This is a genomic window from Streptomyces sp. H39-C1 (assembly GCF_027158125.1).
In the GTDB taxonomy this organism is placed as follows: domain Bacteria; phylum Actinomycetota; class Actinomycetes; order Streptomycetales; family Streptomycetaceae; genus Actinacidiphila; species Actinacidiphila fildesensis.
Window position 1 is genome coordinate 1644 of sequence record NZ_JAPVLS010000058.1, and the last position, 22797, is coordinate 24440.

Annotated in this window: 23 protein-coding genes; 10 read left to right on the forward strand and 13 right to left on the reverse strand. The window is 70.3% G+C overall.

What is annotated here, in order from left to right; genetic code table 11:
- Positions 1–319, forward strand: a 319-nt coding sequence (locus O3W51_RS48975; protein ID WP_443048358.1) for a tetratricopeptide repeat protein, incomplete at its 5' end; no start/stop codon positions are given.
- A 310-nt stretch (positions 320–629) separates the two neighbouring features.
- On the opposite strand, the gene O3W51_RS31270 is transcribed toward O3W51_RS48975, so the two are convergent.
- The 5 genes from O3W51_RS31270 to O3W51_RS31290 all read right to left on the reverse strand — a co-directional run bounded on the left by O3W51_RS31270 (position 630) and on the right by O3W51_RS31290 (position 4998).
- Positions 630–1145, reverse strand: a complete 516-nt coding sequence (locus tag O3W51_RS31270) for a hypothetical protein (protein WP_269287829.1) — start codon at positions 1143–1145, stop codon at positions 630–632.
- Positions 1146–1249: 104 nt separating this feature from the next.
- Complete coding sequence (locus O3W51_RS31275) at positions 1250–2251, reverse strand: hypothetical protein (protein ID WP_269287830.1); 1002 nt, start codon at positions 2249–2251, stop codon at positions 1250–1252.
- On the reverse strand, positions 2248–2895 hold the full coding sequence (locus O3W51_RS31280) for a plasmid partition protein (protein WP_269287832.1): 648 nt from the start codon (positions 2893–2895) through the stop codon (positions 2248–2250). The genes O3W51_RS31275 and O3W51_RS31280 overlap by 4 nt, the downstream gene beginning before the upstream one ends.
- 115 nt (positions 2896–3010) lie before the next feature.
- Positions 3011–3595 carry a helix-turn-helix domain-containing protein gene (locus O3W51_RS31285; protein WP_331284103.1) on the reverse strand — a complete coding sequence of 195 codons (585 nt, stop codon included), beginning with the start codon at positions 3593–3595 and terminating at the stop codon, positions 3011–3013.
- The gene (locus tag O3W51_RS31290) at positions 3577–4998 is read right to left on the reverse strand and encodes a transcriptional regulator (protein WP_269287833.1); all 1422 of its coding nucleotides are present in this window, start codon (positions 4996–4998) and stop codon (positions 3577–3579) included. The genes O3W51_RS31285 and O3W51_RS31290 overlap by 19 nt, the downstream gene beginning before the upstream one ends.
- Before the next feature lie 1044 nt (positions 4999–6042).
- On the opposite strand from O3W51_RS31290, the gene O3W51_RS31295 reads away from it, so the two are divergent.
- The 3 genes from O3W51_RS31295 to O3W51_RS31305 all read left to right on the forward strand — a co-directional run bounded on the left by O3W51_RS31295 (position 6043) and on the right by O3W51_RS31305 (position 10612).
- Positions 6043–6336, forward strand: coding sequence for a hypothetical protein (locus O3W51_RS31295; RefSeq protein WP_269287834.1), 294 nt, complete (start codon positions 6043–6045; stop codon positions 6334–6336).
- 101 nt (positions 6337–6437) lie between these two features.
- Entirely contained in the window at positions 6438–8597 is a 2160-nt protein-coding gene (locus tag O3W51_RS31300; RefSeq protein WP_269287835.1) for a hypothetical protein, read from the forward strand.
- 371 nt (positions 8598–8968) lie between these two features.
- Complete coding sequence (locus tag O3W51_RS31305; RefSeq protein ID WP_138357615.1) at positions 8969–10612, forward strand: TROVE domain-containing protein; 1644 nt, start codon at positions 8969–8971, stop codon at positions 10610–10612.
- A gap of 7 nt (positions 10613–10619) precedes the next feature.
- Here O3W51_RS31305 and O3W51_RS31310 read toward each other — a convergent pair whose 3' ends face one another.
- The 3 genes from O3W51_RS31310 to O3W51_RS31320 all read right to left on the reverse strand — a co-directional run bounded on the left by O3W51_RS31310 (position 10620) and on the right by O3W51_RS31320 (position 13402).
- The gene (locus O3W51_RS31310; protein ID WP_269287836.1) at positions 10620–11477 is read right to left on the reverse strand and encodes a PhzF family phenazine biosynthesis protein; all 858 of its coding nucleotides are present in this window, start codon (positions 11475–11477) and stop codon (positions 10620–10622) included.
- Between the two features lie 84 nt (positions 11478–11561).
- Positions 11562–12488, reverse strand: a complete 927-nt coding sequence (locus tag O3W51_RS31315) for a tyrosine-protein phosphatase (protein ID WP_138357613.1) — start codon at positions 12486–12488, stop codon at positions 11562–11564.
- 110 nt (positions 12489–12598) lie between these two features.
- Positions 12599–13402, reverse strand: coding sequence for an SDR family oxidoreductase (locus tag O3W51_RS31320; RefSeq protein WP_138357612.1), 804 nt, complete (start codon positions 13400–13402; stop codon positions 12599–12601).
- A gap of 94 nt (positions 13403–13496) precedes the next feature.
- Here O3W51_RS31320 and O3W51_RS31325 point away from each other — a divergent pair, with 94 nt between their 5' ends.
- Entirely contained in the window at positions 13497–13808 is a 312-nt protein-coding gene (locus O3W51_RS31325) for a 4a-hydroxytetrahydrobiopterin dehydratase (RefSeq protein WP_138357611.1), read from the forward strand.
- 28 nt (positions 13809–13836) lie between these two features.
- Here the strand turns inward: O3W51_RS31325 and O3W51_RS31330 are convergent, their stop codons facing one another.
- Together O3W51_RS31330 and O3W51_RS31335 are read right to left on the reverse strand one after the other, a co-directional pair.
- Positions 13837–14004: a hypothetical protein gene (locus tag O3W51_RS31330; protein WP_381586773.1), complete on the reverse strand. Its 168-nt coding sequence runs from the start codon at positions 14002–14004 to the stop codon at positions 13837–13839.
- Between the two features lie 164 nt (positions 14005–14168).
- A complete protein-coding gene (locus O3W51_RS31335) occupies positions 14169–15194 on the reverse strand; it encodes a Gfo/Idh/MocA family protein (protein ID WP_244809149.1) in 1026 nt (341 codons plus the stop codon).
- A 170-nt stretch (positions 15195–15364) separates the two neighbouring features.
- On the opposite strand from O3W51_RS31335, the gene O3W51_RS31340 reads away from it, so the two are divergent.
- Genes O3W51_RS31340 through O3W51_RS31350 form a run of 3 tightly spaced genes read left to right on the forward strand, consistent with a single transcriptional unit; the run spans position 15365 to position 17913 of the window.
- Positions 15365–16633 (forward strand): multidrug effflux MFS transporter, encoded by a 1269-nt coding sequence (locus O3W51_RS31340; RefSeq protein ID WP_138357609.1) that lies wholly within the window; start codon positions 15365–15367, stop codon positions 16631–16633.
- A gap of 16 nt (positions 16634–16649) precedes the next feature.
- The gene (locus O3W51_RS31345; protein WP_138357608.1) at positions 16650–16847 is read left to right on the forward strand and encodes a hypothetical protein; all 198 of its coding nucleotides are present in this window, start codon (positions 16650–16652) and stop codon (positions 16845–16847) included.
- Positions 16813–17913, forward strand: coding sequence for a serine hydrolase domain-containing protein (locus O3W51_RS31350; protein WP_198357973.1), 1101 nt, complete (start codon positions 16813–16815; stop codon positions 17911–17913). Before O3W51_RS31345 ends, O3W51_RS31350 begins: the two co-directional genes overlap by 35 nt.
- On the opposite strand, the gene O3W51_RS31355 is transcribed toward O3W51_RS31350, so the two are convergent.
- Both O3W51_RS31355 and O3W51_RS31360 read right to left on the reverse strand, forming a co-directional pair.
- Complete coding sequence (locus tag O3W51_RS31355) at positions 17910–19103, reverse strand: YncE family protein (RefSeq protein ID WP_138357606.1); 1194 nt, start codon at positions 19101–19103, stop codon at positions 17910–17912. The genes O3W51_RS31350 and O3W51_RS31355 overlap by 4 nt on opposite strands.
- Complete coding sequence (locus O3W51_RS31360; RefSeq protein ID WP_164294705.1) at positions 19103–19888, reverse strand: polysaccharide deacetylase family protein; 786 nt, start codon at positions 19886–19888, stop codon at positions 19103–19105. Before O3W51_RS31360 ends, O3W51_RS31355 begins: the two co-directional genes overlap by 1 nt.
- Positions 19889–20097: 209 nt before the next feature.
- Between O3W51_RS31360 and O3W51_RS31365 the strand changes: the two genes are divergently transcribed.
- Complete coding sequence (locus tag O3W51_RS31365) at positions 20098–20790, forward strand: CDP-alcohol phosphatidyltransferase family protein (RefSeq protein WP_239070119.1); 693 nt, start codon at positions 20098–20100, stop codon at positions 20788–20790.
- Positions 20791–20831: 41 nt separating this feature from the next.
- On the opposite strand, the gene O3W51_RS31370 is transcribed toward O3W51_RS31365, so the two are convergent.
- Positions 20832–21287, reverse strand: a complete 456-nt coding sequence (locus tag O3W51_RS31370) for an adenylyltransferase/cytidyltransferase family protein (protein WP_138353807.1) — start codon at positions 21285–21287, stop codon at positions 20832–20834.
- A gap of 229 nt (positions 21288–21516) precedes the next feature.
- Between O3W51_RS31370 and O3W51_RS31375 the strand changes: the two genes are divergently transcribed.
- A complete protein-coding gene (locus O3W51_RS31375) occupies positions 21517–22788 on the forward strand; it encodes a glycosyltransferase family 4 protein (protein ID WP_269287840.1) in 1272 nt (423 codons plus the stop codon).
- Positions 22789–22797: the final 9 nt, after the last annotated feature.

The following is a 22797-nucleotide window of genomic DNA, read 5'->3' on the forward strand; positions in this document are numbered from 1 at the left end:
GGACGAGGATACTCTAGCTCGGCGACGCCGTGTGCATGGTGACGACCACCCAGCAACTCTGGGTTCCGCCAATAACCTAGCTGTCGATCTGGCAGCGCTCGGTGAAATGGAAGCAGCACGGGAACTCGCTGAAGACACGCTGGCTCGACGACGCCGGACCCTGGGACCAGATCACCCCGCCACCCTAGATTCAGCACACAACCTCGCCGCTAGCCTCGGCTTGGAAAGTGGACCGCTGGACTCTAGTCGCCCAATGCATACTGCGCCGCGTTGGAGTCCGCGTCAGGGCCAAGCCGGTGGATCGCTTGGGAAGGTTTGATCTCGCTGCAGGAATTAGACTATTTCGTTCGGATCATCTGATCGTTGGTCCGGGTGTGCCGTTGACTGACGCGGCAGTGGGCGCGGATCGAGTCGTTGTTACCGGACCGGACGCCCAGGCGGGGCGGCGAGTGGCGGGACTCGGGCATGAGTATTGGCCGTACAGCGGTTAACCTCGGGCTTTCGCGACGAGGGATGTCAGGAGAACGATCGATGCGGGTGGAGGGCTTGTGACCTGGGTTGCTGTGTTTCGGTGCCCGAGTTGGGGACAGGAACCGCGGGGCACTTGGTAGGTGCTACGCGGAGGAGCCTCAGTCGTCGGTCTCTCGCATCCGTCGGTCCTCCTCGCGCCAGGATTCGAAGGTGGGCGGGTCGATCGTGAGCTGGGCGTTGAGGGGCGGCGTGATATGCCCGCTGACCAGGTGGACGAGGAAGTCGACCATGCTGAGGTCGTAGTCGTGCCAGCTTTGGGACCGAGTAAGGACAGCCACGGTCCAGTGGTTCGGATCGGCGTCCGTGCAGCGCCAGAGGAAGTCATCACCTCCCTCGTTTGTACCCCAGCGCAAGAGGTTGTCCGAGGGCGGATAGGAGCGTTCGTAGACCAAATGGTCAACGCAGGGGTAGCCGGCAAACGGCGGAGTCGCGATGCCCAGCGAGTCGCTGATCGCGCCCATCCCATAGACGGCAACGAAGTCCCGGTAGTCGTTCGGGAGACGCCATCCGAAGTTCGCGTGCACCTGGTCCCAGTCCACCATGTCGCCGCCCTCTGGCGGCGGAGGCAGGAACTGAAGCAGCCGCTGGACCGTGTGATGCATCACAACCTCCATGAAAGCTCCTGGCGTGCGGCACGGCCCTAGCCCAAGGACTGCCCGATCCGACAGACCGCTGAGCTGGGACAATAAGGCTTGTCAAGGATCGCCGCATAGGTTGCTCAGCATGAAGCAGCACGCAGTGTCTCGGCCGCATGGGTCAGCCGCTCAACGATCTCTCGACACAGCCCGCCGTGTTCGACGTTGACCGAACCGGAGAGGGCGGCTGTACGGATGTCCTCGTCGATGGCGATAACCCGGGCAAGGATGCTCTGCATCACCTTCTCCGAAGCGAGATCGCCCAAGAAGCCACTCGTGGCTTCGATTTGATCGCGAGCGGCTCCTGCCATCGAACCAGCAGGCCGAGCCGTTACCTCCTCGTGACTATCTGCAAATTTTTGCACAGGTGGTGAGGGTGGCTGCGGCGGCTCCGTCGCGCTCGTGGCGAGGGCGCGGGGTTCTGTACGGGCGCCCGTCGTGAGAGCAAAGGCGTCAGCGGTCATGAGTTGGCGGGTCGCTGCCTGGAGCTGGGGTTCCTCGGCCGGCCAACCTGCAGTTTTCAGGACTGCTTTGACTATCTGGCCAGTGATGGTGGCGGTGAGTCGGCGGTCCTCCGCCGCGGCGCGTGCGCGTATCTGCTGGTAGAGGTCGGTTGCGGCGGTGAGTCCGAATCGTCTGACGACGGGCAGTAGGGCGCGGGTGTGAGAGGCCACTGGGGGTTCTCCCATCGTCTGTGAGAGGCGTTCGGCCAGGGGCCATTCCTCGATCATTTGGTAGGCGGCGCGTGCGCTGATTTCCCAGCGTTCCTCGACGTACGTGTCGAATCGAGTGTGGGTGCGGCGGTAGAGCTTGCGGTTGCAGATGGCGTGGAGAGCTTTGCCGGCCAGCCAGGTGGCCGTGGCGAGGTTCTCGACAGCGCGCTCGCAGACGCCGAGCTGATGGCTCTCGTCAGGAGAGAGGTCTCCGGAAACGTCGACTCTCACCGGTGCGGCGATCATGTCGGCGGTGATGACCAGGTCGGCAGGGCGCCCGGTCGTCCGGTGCGGCGTTGGGCTGTTGCCGCCTCCCAGATGCTGCTCCTCGCGTCGGGTACGCAGTGCGGCTGCCCGGTCGTGGCCGCTCATCGCAACTCTTCCGTCTGGGGGAGGAGCAGCCCGCGGTCGATCATTTCGGTGACGAGCTCGTCGTAGGCGGATCCGCGGGCGGTGACGGGTTCGAGCATGGACTGCGCGTAGATCTGGCGGTTGGGGATGGTGGTGGTGAAGACGTTCCAGCCGTCTTCGCGGAGGTAGTTGCGGTACTGGCCGGTGGCCTTGGCGCTGGCAGTGGTGCGGTTCAGAAGCACCCAGGTAGGGGGCGGGTTGCCATCGGGGCGCAGAACGTCCACGTCGTCGATCAGTTCGCGCATCGGCAGGCGCTCTATGCGGTCGATGTCCGCCGTGGTCGGAGCGGTGCTGAGGATGGCGAGGTCGGTGACGCGCAGTACCGACTGGACGATGTTGCGATGGTCCTCGGCGTGTCCGCAGTCGACAACGCCGATCTGCTCGGGGCGCATGGCCGGAGGTACGTTCTTGTGGAACAAGGGGGAGGCCTGCTGCTGCACGGGGAAGGGGAATCCGCCGGAGCGCACGTCCCACTCCGCGAGCTGACGGCTGTAGTCGGCCTCGAACGCGACGACCGGATATCCGCGCTCGTGCAGGGCATGGGCGTGCCATCCGGCTGAGGTGGTCTTACCGCTGGTACGGGGGCTGATGTAGGCGATGATCACTGATGCTCCTGGGGTGCTGTGTGGATTGAACGGCCAGTTGGTGCGCGCGCCGTGGGCCACCGGCGGCGATCGCCGCGGGGTGAGTCGCAAGCGCGGGGCAGCTTCCATCGACGCTTTAGGGTGGACGATCAGCCCGTCGCCCTGGCGGACCTGGGCGTTGTGAGGGCCGCATTGGCGTGCTGGCCGTGCGGAGCAGGCGGTAGATCGTGGTCAGGGAGCAGCCGTGGTCGGCGGCCAGTGCGGGGACCGACTGCCCTGCCTCGTAGCGACTTCGGAGTGTGGCTATCAGCTGCTGGCGGGCGGCTGTGGCGGTGACCTTCCGCAGGTGGCGTGCTTGGAGCGGCGTCCGAAGGGTGGTGCCGGCTTCCTGCAGCAGGCGGCGGACCGTTCGGGCGGATCGACCGCATTGGGTCACGAGACCGGTGAGAGTCGCCCCCTGCTCGTAGCGGGTACGCAGTCCAGCGGCGAGAAGTGCGCGCCTCGCAGCGGCACCACGATGGCGGCGGGCTTCTTGCGGCGTGCGCATGACGGTTCCCGCGGTCCGCAAGCGGTTCACCACCGTGCCGTGGGACAGGCCCGTGTCCTCGACGAGCTCGCGGATGGTGGCGCCCGCGTCGTAGCGCGTGCGTAGATCGAGTCCTTCTTGACGCCGTTCTTCCTGGTATTGGGACAGGGGTGGGTTCATGCTGCGGATTCCCATTCGTTGACGGCTTCGGCGTGTGCGGCGACCAACTCGTCGTAACTGCGCTGATCGGCAGGGCTGATGAGGATGAGATGGCCGTCGGTGGCGACCCGCCACTCCGGGGCGACGCGGCCGGTGGTCGGGTTGAGGACCGCACCACCCGGGAGCTGCCAGTCGGGCGGGATCTCGTCGCCGCGTGGCGTGGGCACCAGGATCTGGCGGCCGTCGCGGACGATGACCAAAACCTTGCTGCGGTGCTCCGAGAGCTGTTCGAGTGCTTGCCGATAGGCCACGCGTTCGGCGGCGTGGAGGGCTTTGCGCTGTGCCGCGATGCCTGCGGTGGCGTAGTGCTGGGCGATGCCGTCCCATGCCCACGCCACCTGCACATCCGAGGCGGGGGCTGCGGTACGGGACTGGTCGATGCCGTCCAGGGCATGGGTTGCCAAGGTCCACGTCGCACCGGTTCGATGGACCACGCCGTGGGTTGACAGGCGTTGCAGGGTCCGGTAGGCGGTAGCGCGGGACACCGAGGCCGTGGTGATCAGTTCCTTGGCGGTCTGGCCGGGCCTGAGGTGAAGTGCACCGATGACCATCAGACTGGGACTACCGAGACCGCGGTGGGCGAATGCGTTGTGGCCCATGAGGCGGCTGATGACGGTGGAGTCGATGTCGGCCGTCACGGTTGTCTCAGGGGTGGACCACTCCTCAAGGTCCCGGTCGGGGGGGAACTGAGTGGTCCTGTGATGAGACTGCGAACGGACCGGCAGGTCCTTAGGTCCGGTGCCGAGGTACCAGGTGGAGCCTTCGGTGCCGTGACCTACACGTATGCGGCGGAGCCACCCGCCCGGCTTCAGTACGCCTTCGTAGGCTCTGCGCAGGGTCTGTCGGGATATCCCCGCTTCTTCCGCTGCCTGTCGTTCACTGGCGGCATGCTGGCGGCCGCCTGCGGCTTCGGCGAAGTTCAGATGGGCCCGCAGGACCCGTAGAGCGGTACGGCCACGTTCGCCGCGCCATGGGGTGGTCTCGATCCGGTCGCGCAAGAACGCGAGGTCTTCCTGAGCCTGTTGACGAGACTCCACCGCCACAGTGCTGTTGATCGCTGAGCAGGCGTTGTCCCATACGCGGTGGACGTAGTCGCGAGCCCGAGCGTGACCAGAGCGCAGCTCAATGGTCCGGGCGTGGTGGCCGCCCTGGTGGTCGGGCGGCATCAGCAGGTGCATCAGCTGGTCGAAGGTCCCGCCGATGCGAGCGACATGGCAGGCGATGGCCGCGGTGATCCGGTGGCCGTGATCGGCCTCGCTCTGCCGGTCCGGACGCAGCACGACGCTTCGCCTGTCGGCGCTGAGTTTGCTGTAGCTGCCCACCGCGTACTTGCCGGTGAGATCCCCGTGCAGGACCAGGTCAGCAGCAGCCTGGGGCAACTGATGGAGTCCGAGGGGGTGATCGAGCGGTGGACGTGTGCCGTGTGGCATGTGGGTCTGTCCCGCAAGGACGAGGATGCTCACCCAGGCCGGCTAAACCAGGGGTGGCATCCAGAACCGACCTCCGAACGGTGCCAGCGAAGCCTCCAGGATTGCCGTCCTGGAAGGGCTTCGGTGTGTCTGGCACCATGGGAGGTAGACGTCGCCAACGCGGCTCGACCGAGGGCGACGCTCAGGGCCAAGCAGAGTGACTGCCTCTGATTTCCTCTGAGCGGCGGGGTCGAATCGGGGTCGAATCAGAGCGATTGCCTCCGATTGCCTCCGATTGCCTCTGCAACCCGTCCTAGCAGGTCACAACCGGTTCTAACTCCATAGGTGCAGGTCAGAACGGTGTGGCCGATGAACCCGGCGTACAGGCCGACTCGTCCGCCGCCTGTACCGCCCGCGGGTCGGAGCACGCCTCTTCGAGGCGGATGCATTTCGGCGGGATCGGCGGGATCGAATCCGCTCTTTCGCACACGGGGATCGCGTTGGAGTCGGTGCGCGCGGTGCGAGAACGTGCGATCCCACAGTGGTGCTTACGATCGCACTTCTGACAATTTCCTTTCTGTATATGCGAGAAATTGACACCAATCGGGGCTGGCGGGGTCGTGTCTCGATTCCTGCCCGGTTTGCTGAAAGGTCATCACTGAGGCCGTGCCGGTCACTACGTTGTCTGTCGTGTGACGTTGTGGCCGTCGGGGGATGGCGGTCTTCCAGTTGGGGGTGGCGCATGTTCAAGTGGGCGCGGAACAAGGCATTGGCGGATCCCATTCCAGTGCCGTCCGATGCGGAAGGAGCCGACGGCTTGGGAAGCTGGGAGGTCTTCACGCATTTCGGCCGGGAGGTTTTCGCGGTGGCGCATGCGGACGACCAGGATGTGTTCGAGAACACGCTGGCCGAATTCCGTAGGAATCCGCAACGGGTGCGCCGGACGCGGGAGCTCGAGCCTGCTGTGGGCACGGGCGTGGCGCTGGTCTCCGCCGTCCCTATCTGCTGCCGGTGGTGTCGATGCTGTTGGGGGTCGTGGGGGAGCGGGTTTCGAACCGTGCGATCGACCTCATCGAGAGCACCACCCGCCGGAAGATCGCGCGCCTGCTCGAGAACCACCGCCGGGACCCGGCCGATCCCACCGACGCGGAGGGCGAGCCGGAACAGCTGGGCGCGGATGAGGAGCGTCAGCTCCATGCCGTGTTGCTGGGCTGGGGAGTCGGGATGCGCATGGAGGCGGACGCGGCCGGGCAGCTGGCGGACTCGGTGATCGAGGCGCTGCGCCGGCGGGGGAGTGAGGACCGGTGAAGGACCCGGCCGGCGCTGTCGCACCCGCGCCGCCACCCGGTTCCGGGGCCGGATCGCCGGCTCCCGAGGGCGAGGCGCCGACAGCCCCGTTACCCGAGCACATGTCAGGGCTCTTCTCGCCGACCCGGGCGCGGTACCTGCTGCTCGTGGCCGTGCTGCTGCTTGCCGGTGCCTTCGCGGGACAGATCATGCACAACGTGCTCCTGGGGAGCTCGTGGGGCGCCGCGATGTCCCGCTGCCTGGGGGAAGCGCCGACCGCCGGTACGCCGGCGGAATTCAGCGACTATCTGCAGAACTGCACCGGTCCGGCGGAGCAGCGTCGTGCGCTGGTGTCGCTGGCGGGGGCGTCGGTGGTGATGGCGCTGGGGGTGGCGTGTCTGTGGGTGCTGCCGCTGCGGCTGCTGCGCCGGGCGGGACCGATGAGCGTGGCCTCCGCGCAGTGGCAGGAGCACGCGGCGTCGGTGGCGGCGGAGATGAGGGTCAAGCGGGTGCCCGAGGTGATGTGGGGATCGGCGTGGCTCAACCAGCCCTTCACCGCGGGCCGCCCGGGCCGGATCAGGATCGTCCTGCCGCTCGGGGTGCGCGCTCTGCCACCGGCGCAGGCGGACGCGATCCTGCGGCACGAGGTCGCGCATGTCGCCGCGGGCGATGTGACGCTGGTCTGGCTGACCCGCGGGGTGTGGTGGGCCCTTCCGCCGGTGCTGCTGGTGCCGGCGGCCGGCATCGTGCTCCAAGTCTGGCTGCAGACACGAAGGAACCCGCTCGTCCCCACGTTCAGCCACGGCTTCCTCTGGGAGTACGCGCTGCGCGCGGGCTTGCTGCTGGCGGTCGCCGCCCTGGTGTCGCAGCTCGTACTGCGCTCACGGGAACACGAGGCCGATCTGCGGTCCGTACGAGGACGGCCCACCGCGGGACTGGAGGCGCTGCTGGCCGGGCAGCCACCGCGAACCCGGACATGGCTGCAGCGGGGCCTGGCCAACCACCCCGCGACGGAGAGCCGGCTCGCCGTTCTGCGACGCGCACATCTGCCGCTGCGCGTCTCACTGCTCGACGCCGCGGTGATCGGACTGCTCAGCGCCATGGCCATGGACGCGGTGACGAACATGGCAGAGACCGGGTTCACCGGCACCCCCCTGATTCCGTACGCCCGCCTGACCGGCGCGCTGGTCGCCGGATCGCTGCTGGCCGTCGGCTGGGGCGTCGCGGTCTGGCGCGGCATCCTGGCCGACCGGGCGGCGGCGCCGCTGCCGCGACTGGCCCTTCTGGTACTCGGCATCAGCATGGCGGCGGGACTGCTGGTGCAGCTCGAGCGGACCGGCACGGCTGCGAGAGGGTCGTTGTTCGGCTGGAGCCTGGTGGGCACGGTGCCGTTGCTGACACTGGGTGCGGGGACATTGAGCGTGGCGCTCGCCCGGCTGTGGGGGTGGCGGCGTGGGGGCCCGCACGGGTCTTCGTGGGGATGGGGGGCCGCTGTCGGCGCCAATGTCGCGCTGTTCGTCGGCGCGTTGCGGATCGGGCAGGACGGTGCCCTGTTCTTCGCGGCGCTGGGGTGGAGCCACGTGATCGACGTGATCGAGCTCAGCGGCCTTTACTCGGTGTCGGCGGCCTCGACGGCGCTGGGTCTCGGCGGTGTCGCCCTGCTCGCTCTCCGGTCGGCTCTGCGCCCCGATCACGCGATCGGTCCGCCCGCCCTCCCCGGACAGATGCCCGCACTGCCCGGACAGATGCCCGGCCTGCCCGGACGGATACCCGCACTGCCCGGACAGGAGCAGCGGATCAACCTGTACGCGGTCACGCTGGGCGGGGTCGCCGCCGCTGCGGCCGTGGCGACCCGCTGGGCCGTGGAACCACCGCTCGCCCGGCACAACGCCGTGTACAGCACCCAGTTCGACTGGTGGACCGCGGTATGTGCGGGGCTCGTCTGCCTGGTGGTGCTGCTGACCCTGCACGGTGCCGGCGGGCTCGGCGACGCCCTGTACGCGGCGCCGCTGGCAACGATCCTCGCGGCGGGCCCCTTGTGGGCGCGCCACGCCACTTCGTGGCATCACCCCTGGGGGGCGGCCGAGCACTACGCGATCGGGCCGTTGGCACAACTCGCCCTGTTCCTGCTCGTTCTGGCGGTCCCGGCCGCGCTCCTGCCGACCTACAGGATCCGGCAGCGCCGGGCGACCCTCCTGGGCGCCCTGCTGACCGCCGCCCTCACCACTGCCGCGGTCCTCGCGCTGCTCCACTCCGGGACCGGGCTGCTGGAGCTGACGTAGCCGTCCGGGCCGGGCGGCATAAAAACCGCGTGAATCCACGGCGGTTGGTCATTAGAGTCGGGCATGTCCAGGTGCGCAGGCCGGGGTTACTTCCAATGGTAATGGTGGTGTCGCGGGTTCGAGTCCCGTCGCCGGTTGTGAGACCGGTGTAGCTCAGTTGGTAGAGCACATTGTCACCTCAGCCGACTCTGATCTCTGGACGCTTGTTCTCTGCACCTCCCGGTGCGAAGGCGACGGTTACTTCTCTGGTTGAAACGCGTTCGCGCGTGGGGTTCACATCCCCTCGACCGCCGCCAGGACTGATCTCGGGAGGCAACAACACCGGCATGTCCGGTGTGTGGCGCCTCCCCTCCTTTGTGAGGGGTTTCTTCATGTCCCGTTTCAATACCCGTACGGCCAAGCCGTCCGTTGTCTCGCCCGTGACCAGCTCGGGGGAGCGGAGTGTCACGCATCAGGGTGGAGCCGGATATCTGCGTGATGCCAAGAGCGAGCTGTTCCTGCTCGCGGTCGCGAACTTCGTTGCGCAGGAGTCCTTCTACGAGACGGGCGGGCAGCGCGACGACCGTTTCAGCGCTCTGGTCCGGCAGCTCGCTGTCGAGGACCCGCTGTGGACGGCCGGGCTGCTCGGGTGGCTGCGGGGGGACGGCAACATGCGGACGGCGGCGATTGTCGGGGCCGCGGAATTCGTCAAGGCGCGGCTCGAGGACGGGAAGGGCGAGACGGCCGTTCCGGGTGTTTCCAACCGGGCTGTCGTCGATTCCGTGCTGCGGCGTCCTGACGAGCCCGGTGAGCTGCTCGCGTACTGGACCGCTCGGTACGGCCGTAATGTGCCCAAGCCGGTCAAGCGCGGTATCGCGGATTCGGTGCAGCGGCTCTACAGCGGGAAGTCGCTGCTGAAGTACGACACGGCGTCGAAGGGTTACCGGTTCGGCGACATCCTCAATCTGGTGCACGCCGCGCCGGACGCCGGAAAGGCGTGGCAGGGCGAGCTGTTCCGCTATGCGCTCGACCGCCGGCACAACCCCGACACGGCGGTGCCGCCGGCGTCCAATCGGACGCTGACCGCGCACCGCGCGCTGATGGCGGTGCCGGTCGCGGAGCGGCGGGCGCTGGTGACCGGGCCCGAGGGGGCGGCGCGACTGGCGGACGCGGGGATGACGTGGGAGGCGCTGGCGGGGTGGCTGCAGGGGCCGATGGACGCCGCCGCGTGGGAGGCCGTGATCCCGTCCATGGGATACATGGCGCTGCTGCGCAATCTCCGGAACTTCGACGAGGCCGGGGTGAGTGACGAGGTCGCCGAGGGGGTCGCGAAGCGGCTCGCCGACCCGGAGCAGGTGGCGCGGTCGCGTCAGCTGCCGATGCGGTTCTACTCGGCGTACAACGCGGCGCCGTCGCTGCGCTGGGGCTACGCGCTGGAGAAGGCGCTCACCGCGTCGCTGGCCAACATCCCGGTGCTGGGCGGCCGGACGCTGGTCATGGTGGACACCAGCTCGTCCATGGAGGCCGGTTTCTCCCGGGACGGCACGCTGATGCGCTGGGACGCGGCCGCGCTCTTCGGGATCGCGCTGGGCCAGCGGTGTGCCGGCGGCGATGTCGTGTCGTTCTCCAGCGCCCGCTACTACGTCAGCGACAAGCCGGGAGCGCGCACGAAGGCGTTCCCGCAGCCGCGGGGCGAGTCGCTGCTCAAGGCCGTCGGCCGGTGGAAGGACGGCGGCTGGTTCCTGGGCGGCGGCACGGACACCGCCGCCGCGCTGCGACTGGAGTTCAAGGGGCACGACCGGGTGGTGATCGTCACCGACGAGCAGGCCGGTACGGACACCCAGGAGGTCACCGCGGCGATCCCGGCCACGGTGCCGATGTACACCTGGAACCTCGCGGGCTACCGCGCCGGCCACGCGCCGTCCGGCAGCGCGAACCGCCACACGTTCGGCGGGCTCACCGACGCGGCGTTCCGCACGGTTCCGCTGCTGGAAGCCGGGCATGACGCCAAGTGGCCCTGGGAGAACAAGGCCTGACGAGACATCAGGCCTGGATGACGGCCCCCGTTCCGCTGACGCGGATGCGGGGGTCGTCCGCCCGCAGTTCGACGGTGAGGACGCCCGGGCGGCCGAGGTCGTCGCCCTGGTGGAGGGTGAGGACGGCGGGCGCGGTGACCAGCTTCCGGTCGCGGAGGTACGCGCCCAGTGCCAGGGCGGCCGCGCCCGTGGCCGGGTCCTCGACGACGCCGCCGACCGGGAACGGGTCCCGGACGTGGAAGACGGAGTCCGAGGCGCGCCACACCAGTTGGACGGTGGTCAGGTCGAGGCTGAGCATGAAGGCGGCCAGCCGCTCGAAGTCGTAGTCGAGCGCGGCCAGCCGCTCACGGGTCGCGGCGGCGAGCACGAGGTGGCGGGCGCCGGCGTAGGCGATCCGGGGTGCGAAGGCGGGATCGAGGTCGGCGGCCGGCCAGCCGAGGGCTTCGAGCGCCTCGGTGACGGCCGCGTCCGGGATCTCCTCGACCTTCGGCTCGACACTGGTGAGCGTGGCGCGCAGCGCGCCGGAGGCGTCTGCGGCGACCGTGACCGGAACCTCACCGGCGGCTGTCGAGAACAGCAGGTCACCGACACCGATCCGCTCGCCGAGGGCGACCGCCGTGGCGACCGTGGCATGGCCGCAGAACGGCACTTCGGCCTTCGGGCTGAAGTAGCGGACGGTGAGGGAGCGCCCCTGCGAGGCGGTGATGAAGGCCGTCTCCGAGTAGCCGACCTCGGCGGCGACGGCGAGCATCTCCGTCTCGCCGAGGCCGGCGGCGTCCAGGACGACACCGGCCGGGTTGCCCCCGGCCGGGTCGTCGGAGAAAGCGGTGTAGCGAAGCACCTCGGTGCCGTGAATCGACGTCATGACCTGCACCAACGACGACCACCGCCGCGATGTTCCCGCGCCCGTACAAGGACTTCGTCCGCACTTCGTGGGGGCCTTCGCGGGTCAGGCGACCAGCCGCAGGCGCAGCCGTACGAGCGTCGACGGGTCCAGGCCGAGGCCGTCGGTCAGGAAGCGGCCGAAGGATCCGTAGTCGTGCTCCGCCTGGTCCCGGAAGGCCGCGAGGTACTCCGTCCTGACCTCCTGGAGCGGGATGAGGAGGTCAGGGTTCCGCATCAGGCCCAGCTGCTTGACCTGGTCGCGCACGGCCCGGTCGGCGGCGGCGCGCAGGTCGTTGGAGAGCAGGTAGTCGGCGGTGGTCGTGGACTGCGGTACGCCGACGGCCCGCAGGACCGTGTCGATCAGTACGCCCGTACGGTCCTTGCCCGCGGTGCAGTGGACCACCACCGGGCCCGTGGAGTCCGCGATCCGGCGGATCGCGGCGCCGAGGGCGGCGCGGTTCGCCGCGGACGTGACGAAGCCGCGGTAGGCGGTCCGCATCCGCTGCGCCGCCCGGTCGCCGCCGAGGGCCGCTTCCTGGGCGGCCGGGTCGGCACTGCCGACGACCTGCGCGATGAACAGGTAGAGGCCGGTGTCGTCGACGGGCAGCGCGACCGGTACCGGTCCGGCCGGCAGCCGGTCGGCGCCGTCGACCCGGACCTCCGAGGGGCTGCGCAGGTCGATGACGGCGCGCAGTCCGAGCCCGGCGAGCGCGGTGACGCCGGCCGGCGGGAGCTTGGCCAGGCTCTCGGTCCGGTAGAGGGTGTTCCACCGGGTGGTGGCGCCGTCGTAGGTGCGGTAGCCGCCGGTGTCCCGGGCGTTGACGGTGCCGGGGACGGTGAGCACCCGGCTGTGCGCCGTGGCCGGTGAGGGTGCCTGGGATTTTCGGGCTGCCGGAGGGCTCGTCCCCGCCGCTTGGGCGGCGGGGACGAGCGGTCCTGCGAGGACGAGTGCGAGGGCGAGCGCGGTGGCGGCGCGTGCTCCGGTCCGCATACGGGGGTCCCTTCCTGGTCGGGAGCGGGACCGTAGCGCGAGGATCTTGAGAGCGGAACAGCCTTGCTGACGAATAGTCAACAAACCGCCGTCCGGCGGAGTCGGGCCGGTCAGCCGCGCCCGATGTACGGCATCGCCGTCGCCATCACCGTCGCGAACTGCACGTTCGCCTCCAGCGGCAGCCCGGCCATGTGCAGCACCGTGCGCGCGACGTCGGTCACGTCCATCACCGGTTCCACCGCCGTCGTGCCGTTGGCCTGCTGGACCCCGGTCGTCATCCGGGCGGTCATCTCGGTCGCCGCGTTGCCGATGTCGATCTGGCCGCAGGCGATCCGGTACGCGCGGCCGTCCAGGGACAGCGACTTCGTCAGACCGGTCATCGCGTGCTTGGTGGACGTGTACGCGACGCTGTTCGGGCGCGGCACATGCGCCGAGATCGAGCCGTTGTTGATGATCCGGCCGCCCTGCGGGTCCTGCTCCTTCATCGCTCGGAACGCCCCCTGCGCGCACAGGAACGCGCCGGTGAGGTTGACGTCGACGACCGAGCGCCACTGCTCGTATGTGAGGTCCTCCAGCGGCACCGGCGGCCCGAACATCCCGGCGTTGTTGAACAGCAGGCCGAGCGGCCCGAAGCCGCTCCGCACCGACGCGAAGAGCCGGTCGACGTCCTCGGGCCGGGTCACGTCCGCGGGCACGACGAGGGTGCGGCCGCCCGGCGGCGCCCCGGTGTCCCCGGCTGCCCCCGCGTCCCCGTCCGGCCGAGCCGCCGCCAGCCGGGCCGTCTCCTCCAGCGCTTCCTGACGGCGGCCCGCGAGCGCCACCGACCAGCCGGCCCCGGTCAGCGCCAGCGCCACCGCGCGCCCCACGCCGGATCCGGCGCCCGTCACCACTGCCACCTTCTGGATCTCACTCATGGCATCGCAGGGTATGCGGTGCGAGGATGGAGATCAGCGCAGCCCCGAAGGTGACCGCAGCCCCGAAGGTGACCACCGTCCCGCAGGAGGCCCTATGCCGATCGTCGACCCGCTGTCCGACAAGGAGATCGCCGACCGTCTCGCGGAACTCCCGGGCTGGGAACTCTCCGCGGACGGTACCGCTCTCGTCCGTACGTACCGGCTGGCGCACCTGGCCGCCGCGATCCTCGCGGTGCACATCGCTCAGGTGCAGGCGGAGCTGGACCACCACTCGGATCTCACCCTCGGGTACGACACGCTCGGCGTGTCGATCACCACGCATTCGGCCGGCAGCCGGCTGACGGCGAAGGACTTCGGTCTGGCCGCCCGCATCGCGGCCATCGCCCCGGCCCACGGAGCGCAGTAGCCGGCCCTCAGGGCGCAGAAGGCGACGGTCAGCCGAACCGGCGCAGCAGGGCGGACTCGGCGGCGGTGAACGCCTCGTCCGTCAGTATCCCGTCGCGCTTGAGGTCGCCCAGTTCGCGCAGCCGCCGCAGCAGCGCGTCCGGGTCCTCGGCGCGGTCGGAGACCTGCGCCGGGACGGCGTCCTCGGGCGACGGCACCGGCGGCTCGGCCCCCGGTCACGGCCCGGGACGATACGGATGACCTTGTCGTCGAACGTCCAGGTCCCGTCGTGCGTCAGCAACTCAGCCATGGACCCGATCCTCATTCTCCGGGCGCCGCGCACCGGGTCCTCCGGAGGATCCCGACGACCCTCACCGACCCGTCACTCGCCCGGGTACCGCACCCCGATCCGCTCGCGGACCGCGTCCAGGGTGCGCATGACGGCGAGCGTCCCCGCCAGCGGCACGAGCGGCGACTGGGTCTCGCCGGCCCGCAGGCACCGCATGACCTCGGCGGCCTCGTGCCGCAGGCTGTCGCGCTCCGGGACGTCGGTGACCTCGGAGAGCAGGTACTCCCGGGGCTCGTGGCCGTCGCGGTGGAGGGTGAAGCGGTCGGGGTGGAAGTAGCCGTGCGGGATCTCGATGCGTCCCGTGGAGCCGGTCACCGAGGCGGTGACGGGAGTGCCGGAGGTGATGGAGCAGCTGAGGAGGGCGACCGCGCCGCTGTCCCAGCCCAGGACGATGCCGGTGTTGTCGTCGACGCCCTCGGGCGTGAGGTGGGCGGTGGCCCGGACGGTGTCGGGCTCGCCGAGCAGCAGGTGCGCGAAGGAGACGGGGTAGACGCCGAGGTCGAGGAGCGCGCCGCCGGCCTGGGCGGGGTCCCGGAGCCGGTGGTCGGCGGCGAACGGGCCGGCGATCCCGAAGTCGGCGTGGACGGTGGTGATCTCGCCGATGGCGCCGTCCCGTACGAGCTCGGCCATGCGCAGGATCAGCGGGTTGCAGTACATCCACATGGCCTCCATGAGGAAGCTGCCGTGGTCGGCGGCGAGGGCGGTCAGCTCCGCGGCCTCGCGGACGTTGACCGTGAACGCCTTCTCGCACAGCACGGCGCGGCCGGCCTCCAGGCACAGCCCGGCGGCGGCGCGGTGCGCGGAGTGCGGGGTCGCGACGTAGACGACGTCGAGGCTGTCGTCCTGGGCGAGCTCGGCCCAGCTGCCGTAGGCGCGGTCGATGCCGTAGCGGTCGGCGAAGGTCTTGGCGGAGCCGATGCTGCGGGAGCCGACCGCGGCGACCTCGGCGTCCGGCAGGGTCAGCAGGGCCTCGGTGAAGGTGGCGGCGATGCCGCCGGTCGCCAGGATCCCCCACCGGATCGGCCGGCCCGCGCCTTCCGCGCCTTCCGCGCCGCCCACAGCGCCACCCGCGGGTCCGGACGAGCCGGAAACGCCTTCTATGCCGTGTCCGCCGTCTGCGCCATGCTCGTCGTGCCCGCTGTGCACCATGCGTCCGCCCCATCAGGTCTCGACCACGTGTGTATGCCTGAAAGGATAGGCAAGGATTCAACGATTATCGGGGGTGCCCCATGCAGGAAGCCGGTCCGAGCGCCGACGCGCGCATATCCGACGCGCAACGGCTCACCGCGCAGCGCCGTACCGGGTGGCTCGTCACGCTGGTGCTGGGCGGGCTGACCGCGCTGGCACCGCTCTCGATGGACATGTACCTGCCGGCCCTGCCGAAGGTCACCGACGCGCTGCACAGCCCCGCCGCGACCATCCAGCTCACCCTCACCGCCTGCCTGGCCGGCATGGCGCTCGGGCAGCTGGTCGTCGGGCCGATGAGCGACAAGTGGGGGCGCCGCCGGCCGCTCCTCGCCGGCATGGTGGTCTACGTCATCGCCACCGCCGTCTGCGCCTTCGCGCCCAGCGCCGAGCTGCTGATCGCCTTCCGGCTGTTCCAGGGCCTGGCGGGCGCCGCGGGCATCGTCATCGCCCGGGCCGTCGTCCGCGATCTGTACGACGGCGTCGAGATGGCCCGGTTCTTCTCCACCCTCATGCTGGTCTCCGGGGTCGCCCCGGTCATCGCGCCCGTCATCGGCGGCCAGGTGCTGCGGCTCACCGACTGGCGCGGCGTCTTCGGCGTTCTGACGGTGATCGGGGTGCTGCTCACCCTGCTGGTCTGGCGGCAGCTGGACGAGACCCTGGCCCCGGCGGACCGGCACAGCGGCGGCCTCGGCCAGACGCTCTCCGCGATGCGCGGGCTGCTCGCCGACCGGGTCTTCACCGGCTACATGCTCGCGGGCGGCTTCGCCTTCGCCGCGCTCTTCGCGTACATCTCCGCCTCGGCCTTCGTCGTGCAGGACATCTACGGCGCCTCCCCGCAGACCTTCAGCCTGCTCTTCGGCCTGAACTCGGTCGGTCTGGTCGCGGTCGGTCAGCTCAACGGCAAGGTGCTGATCGGCCGGTTCAGCCTCGACAAGGCGCTCGGCGTGGGCCTCGCGGTCATCACGCTGGCCGCCGTGGCGCTACTGGTCATGGCCTCCGGGATGTTCGGCCGGGTGGGACTGGTCCCGATGGCGGCGGGCCTGTTCGTCCTGATGTCGGCCATGGGCCTGGCGCTGCCGAACACGAACGCGCTGGCGCTGATGCGCACCAAGCACGCGGCCGGCTCCGCGTCCGCCCTGCTCGGCACGACCTCGTTCCTCATCGGCGCGGTCGTCTCGCCGCTGGTCGGGATCGCGGGGGAGCACACGGCGGTCCCGATGGCGGTGGTCCAGCTGGCCTGCGCGCTGATCGCCGTCGGATGCTTCGCCGGGCTGTGCCGCCCGTGGCGTCGTAGGGTGGATGCACCGTAGTCATCTGGAGGCAGGAATGTCCGAGCCGATCGACGGGAACCGCTGGGCGTTCAAGACCGCCGACAGCGTGCTGCACACCGGGTCCGAGAACGCGGTGGATCCGGAGGACCTGGTGATGCTCTCCGGCCGCGAACCCACTCCCGCCCGGATCGAGAGGGCCCGCAAGGAGCTGGAGGAGCATGGCGCCGCCGCTGTCGAGAGGTACCTGCCCTGAGGCCGGCCTCGACGCCGGGGAACTGCGGCGGCTCGTCCCCGGGCTGAGGACGGCCCTGGAGCCGTCGCCCGTCCACCCCTGGTGCGCGGGCGCGGTCGTGCTCGCCGGGCGCGGCCAGGTCGTCGCGCTGCACGAGGCGGTCGGCTGGGCGGTGCGGTACGCGGGCTACGACGCGGCCGCCGACCGCGGTGTGGAGCTGCCGCCGGAGCGGTGGGTGCCGATGCGGCCCGACACGGTCTTCGACCTGGCGTCCGTCAGCAAGCTCTGCACAGCCGTCGTCGCGGCGCGGCTCCTGGACCTCGACCGGCCGGTGGCCTCGTACGTGCCGGAGTTCGCCGCCGCGGGCACGGCGGACATCACCGTACGGCAGCTGCTCGACCACACCTCCGGCTTCCGCCCCGAGCTGCCGTTCTACGACCTGCCCACCCCGGCGGCCCGGCTGCGGCTGCTGTGGGACGAGCGGCCGCTGCACCCGCCCGGCACCGTCCGGATCTACTCCGACCTCAATCTGATCGCCCTCCAGCAGGTACTGGAACGGGCCACAGGAACGCCGCTGGACGTCCTGGTCAGGGACGGGATCACCGGGCCGCTCGGCATGAAGGACACCGGCTACAACCCGCCCGCCGCCCTGCTGCCCCGGATCGCCGCGACCGAGGACCAGCGGCGGCCCTGGGGCAAGCTCGACCGCGGCATGGTGCACGGCGTCGTCCATGACGAGAACGCCTACGCGGCGGGCGGGGTCAGCGGGCACGCCGGGCTCTTCTCCACCGCGTGGGACCTCGCCCTGTTCTGCCGGTCGCTGCTCGACGCCGGCGGGCCCTACCCCGGCTTCGAGACCGACCAGCCGGGCCTGATGGGCGAGCTGGCCGGCCACGGCGCCGTCGGGCACAGCGGTTTCACCGGTACGAGCCTGGTGATCGATCCCGCCACCGACACGTTCCTGGTGCTGCTCACCAACTCGGTGCATCCCAGCCGTACCTGGCGGGAGGGCAGCGCGCCCCGGGCCGCGGCCGCCACCTGCCTGGCCCGGAGCGTCCTGAAGGCCTCGGGGACCCCGGGGTCCTAGCGGAAGATCCCGGTGTGGCCCAGCGAGTAGCGGCCGGGCTGCGGGTAGACGGCCAGGCCGTGCGGGCCCGAGCCGACCGGGATCTTGGCGATCGTGTGGCCGTCGCTGGTGTCGATCGCGTAGACCTCGGCGTTGTAGCGCCCCGACAGCCACAGCACCTTGCCGTCCGCGGACACCCCGCCCATGTCGGGGCTGCCGCCGCCCGGGATCTCCCACTTGTGGATGAGCTTGTTGGTGGCGAAGTCCAGCACCGACACCGACCCCTCGCCGCGGTTGGAGATGTACATCGACTTGGAGTCACGGCTGACGTAGAGGCCGTGGCAGCCCTTGCCGGTGGGCATCAGATACGGCTTGGAGAACGTGTCGCCGTGCAGCACCCACATGCCGTCGGCCATCATGTCGGCGATGTACCAGGTCTTGCCGTCGGGGGACATCTTCACGTCCTGCGGCATCGCGCCGTCGAACGGCAGCCGCTGCTGGCCGACGATCTCCATCTTCTCGGTGTCGACCTTGAGCAGCTCCGCGGAGAACTCGCAGGAGACGATGAAGTACCGGCCGTCGGGCGAGAAGTCCGCGTGGTTGACGCCGTAGCAGGACACCGGGACGGTCTTCTTGACCTTCATGCTGTGCGCGTCGCGGAAGACCAGCTCGCGGTCGAGGGAGGCCATCACCACCGCGTACTTGCCGTTCGGGGTGAAGTACAGGTTGTAGGGGTCGTGCACCTGGACGGTGGAGCCGGCCCGGCCGGTCGCCGGGTCGATCGGGGTCAGCGAGTTGCCGACGTCGTTGTTGACCCAGAGCGTCTTGAGGTCCCAGGACGGGACGACGTGCTGCGGCTGCTCACCGACCGGGATCGTCTCGATGACCTTGTACGTCGCCGGGTCGATCACCGACACCGTGTTGGAGTTGGTGTTCGGCACGTACACCCGGGACGGGAAGTTCTTCACCACCGGGGAGAGCGCGTTGGGGCGGTCCGCCGCGTAGACGTCCTTCGGGTCGAGCACCGGCGGCATACCCGGCAGCCCCTGGGGCAGGATCTTGGCCGGGGCCGACCTGACGGCGGCCTTGGTGGCCGCCGGGGAGGGCGCGTGCTGTTCGGTGCCGTCCTTCCCGCAGCCGGCGGTGGCGGTCACGAGGGCGATGGTGGCGGCCAGCAGGACGGCGGGGCGCACACGGTTCACAGGACGCATCAGGTCAGTAGCTCCGTCGTGGTCACGGCGCGCAGCCCGCGCCGTTTCAGGTCGTCGAGGATCCCGGGCAGTGCGGCGATCGTGCCGGCGTACCCGAAGTGCAGGCTCACCACGGATCCGGGGCCGACGTCCTTGGCCACCTTGGCCCGGACGGCCCCGGTTCCGGGTTCGGTGAAGTCGAGGGAGTCCACGTCGTACGCGAGGACGTGCTCGTATCCCGCCTGCCGGGCGAGGCGTTCGACGAGCGGGGTGGCCAGCCGGGCCTGGGACGGCCGGAACCAGCGGCCGGGCGAACCGGTGAGCTTGCGCAGCCGGTCCGCGCAGCCGGTGATCTCGGCGGTCGCGGCGGCCGCGCCCATCGCGCAGATGTTGCCGTGGGTCTGGGTGTGGTTGCCCAGCTCATGACCGCCGTCGAGGATCCGGCGGGCGAGTTGCGGGTACTGGTCCAGCCACTCGCCGACGGCCAGCACCGTCAGCCGCGCCCCGGCCCGCTCCGCCTCGGTCAGCAGGGCGGTGGCGATGGCCGGTTCGCCCCGGCCGTGGAAGGTGAGCGCGACCTGGGGGCGGTTTCTGGGCCCGTGCTCGATCTGCGCGGGCAGGCCGGGCGGCAGCGGTGGCAGTGCGGGGTGAGCGGAGGAGGGTGCGGCGGGCGGGTGCTCGGGGGGCGCCTGGCTGGCCGCGGGGTCCGGGGAGGCCCCGGCGGCGGAGGGCCGGCCGTCCGCACAGCCGGTGAGCAGGGCTCCGGCGGCGGCGACCTGCAGCACGGTACGGCGGGTCATGGACATTGAGGACCACTTTAGGGCGCAATGCCCGATCTTTTGATGTTATTGGGGCGGCGCGGCGCGTGGCGGAGTCGGCTGACATGATGTGGACCCGCGGTACGCGAGCGGCCATTGGTGTGCCAGGGGTATGCCGCAGACAGGACGACGTGGGGGGCTACGTGGCGGGAACAACGGCAGTTCGGGAGGCCGGTTTCGGCACCGCGCTGCGAGAACTGCGCACCGCGCAGAAGTCGGCGAAGGGCGTGTCGCTCTACTCGCGCTACATCAACCGGCCCGCCGGCCGGGTGCTCGCCGCGGCTGCCTACCGGGTCGGACTCACACCCAATCAGGTGACTCTGGTCAGCATGGCCTTCACCTACGGCGCCATCGCGGCGGTCGCGCTGGTGCGTCCGTCCTGGACGCTGTCGGTCGCTGTCTACCTCGCGCTGGTGATCGGCTTCGCCTTCGACTCGGCCGACGGCCAGCTGGCACGGCTGCTGCGCCGTGGCAGTCCGGCGGGGGAGTGGCTGGACCATGTGGTGGACTGCGGGAAGATCACCGGCGTGCACGCCGCGGTGCTGATCTCGTTCTACCGCTTCTTCGATCTGCCGGGCGAGGGCTGGCTGCTGCTGCCGCTCGGCTTCCAGTTCGCCGCCGTGATGATCTACGTCGGCGGGCTGCTGACCGAAAAGCTCAAGCCGAAATCCGCGCCCGGATCCGTGCCGGCCGCCCCGTCGCGGATCAGGGCCGTGGGCCTGCTGCCCGTCGACTACGGGGTCTTCTGCGTGGTCTTCCTGGCGCTGGGCGGCGGACGGGCGTTCCTGTACGCCTACGCGTTCCTGGGCGGGGTGTACGTGCTGTTCCTGGGCGCGTTCCTGGCGAAGTGGTTCCGCGAACTGAAGGCCGTGGGCGCCCCGGCCGCCTGATCCCCCGCCGTCCGATCCCCGGCTCCGGGGAGTCGGGCCGTTCAACCGTGGCGCTCGGCGCCTTCCGGGGTGACGGGCTCGGTGAGTACGTCCAGCGCCCGGCGCAGCTGGGTGCTGGACGTGTGCACGGTGTACGGGAAGTACACGACCTCGACGCCGACCGCCGCGAAGTCCCGCTCCAGGCGGGCGCCCTTCTCGGTGCCGCGCCAGTCGTCGCCCTTGAAGATGACGTCGAAGCGCACCTGCTGCCAGGTCTCCACCTTGTCGGGGACGGTCTCGACGAAGGCCGCGTCCACGAAGCGCACGCTGCGGACGATCTCCAGCCGCTCGATCAGCGGAACCATGGGCCGGCGCCCCTTGGCCAATTCGGCCATTTCGTCGGAGACGACGCCCGCGACGAGATAGTCGCACTGGCTGCGGGCATGCCGAAGGATGTTGAGATGCCCCACGTGGAAGAGGTCGTAGACCCCTGGCGCGTAGCCGACACGGTGTGCCACGAAACGACCCCCAGCCGTACTGCCCCGCCCGGTAATGCCCAAGGCGATGGTGAGTCTCCGACGATAGCCGGACGTCGCAGATACTAAGCGACGATTTGCGAAACGAAGACCGGCTGGAATCGTCAACATGTAGCACCGGTGAACAGTTAGGGTGGACGCTTGGTCACTTCTGGGGGGAACGGGGCGCGCCGTGTCGGCTCTTGACAGCTTTCGCCACAAACGGCTGTTCTTGGTTTCAACCAATTACGCGCCGGAACACACCGGTATCGGGCCGTACGCCACGCAGATCGCCGAACACTGGGCCGCGGGCGGGGCCGACGTGGCGGTGCTCGCCGGTATGCCGCACTACCCCGCCTGGGAGACCGACCCCGCCTACCGGGGTGTCTGGCGGACCGAGGAGGAGCGCGGCGGGGTGCGGGTGTACCGTCGCCGGCACACCGTGCCACCGCGCCAGACCGCGGTGCGCCGCGCCCTGTTCGAAGCGTCGGTGCTCGTGCACGGACTGCTCGCGCCGCCGCGCGTCCGGCCCGACGTGGTCGTCGCGCAGCTGCCCAGCCTGGCCGGCGGCGTCCTCGCGGCGCGCACCGCCCGGCGGCACGGTGTCCCCTATGTCCCCATCGTGCAGGACCTGATGGGTGCCGCCGCCAAGCAGAGCGGCATCAGCGGCGGGGACCGGGCGGCCGCCGCCGCCAGCGCCGTCGAGGCGTACGTGCTCAAGCGCGCGACGCTGGTCGGCGTCATCCACGAGAGCTTCACCGACAAGGTCGCCGCGCTCGGCGTACCGCGTGAGCGGATACGCGTGGTCCCCAACTGGTCGCATGTGGCGCGCCCCTCGCGGCCCCGCGCCGAGATGCGCGCCCGGCTGGGCTGGCGGGAGGGCCAGACCGTCGTCCTGCACTCCGGCAACATGGGACTCAAGCAGGGCCTGGAGGTGCTGGTCGAGACCGCCCGGCTGGACCCGGCCGTCCGCGTCGTCCTCATGGGGGACGGCAACCAGCGCGAGCAGCTGCGCGCACTGGCCGGCGGAATGCCCAACCTGGAGTTCATGCAACCGGTCGACGACGCGGACTTCCCCGACGTCCTCGCCGCGGCCGACGTCCTCGCCGTCACCCAGCGCGCGTCCGTCCTCGACATGAGCATCCCCTCCAAGCTCACCTCGTACTTCGCCACCGGCCGGCCGGTCGTCGCCTCGGTGGCCGCCGAGGGCGGCACGGCGGAGGAGGTGCTGCGCTCCGGCGCGGGCGTCCTGGTGGCGCCCGAGGACCCGCACGCGCTGCTGAAAGCGGTGCTGACACTCGCCGAGGACCCGGAGTCGGCCGACGCGCTGGGGTCCAACGGACCGCGCTACGCCGACGCGCACCTCAGCCGCACCGCGGGCCTGGACCGGATCGACGCCCTCGTGGCCGAGGCCCTGGACACCGCCCCGCGGGCCCCGTCGGCGCCACCAGTACCATTCGCGGAATCCGCGCAGGCCGCGGAGCCCGCACATTCGGACACCTGATCCGGTGAC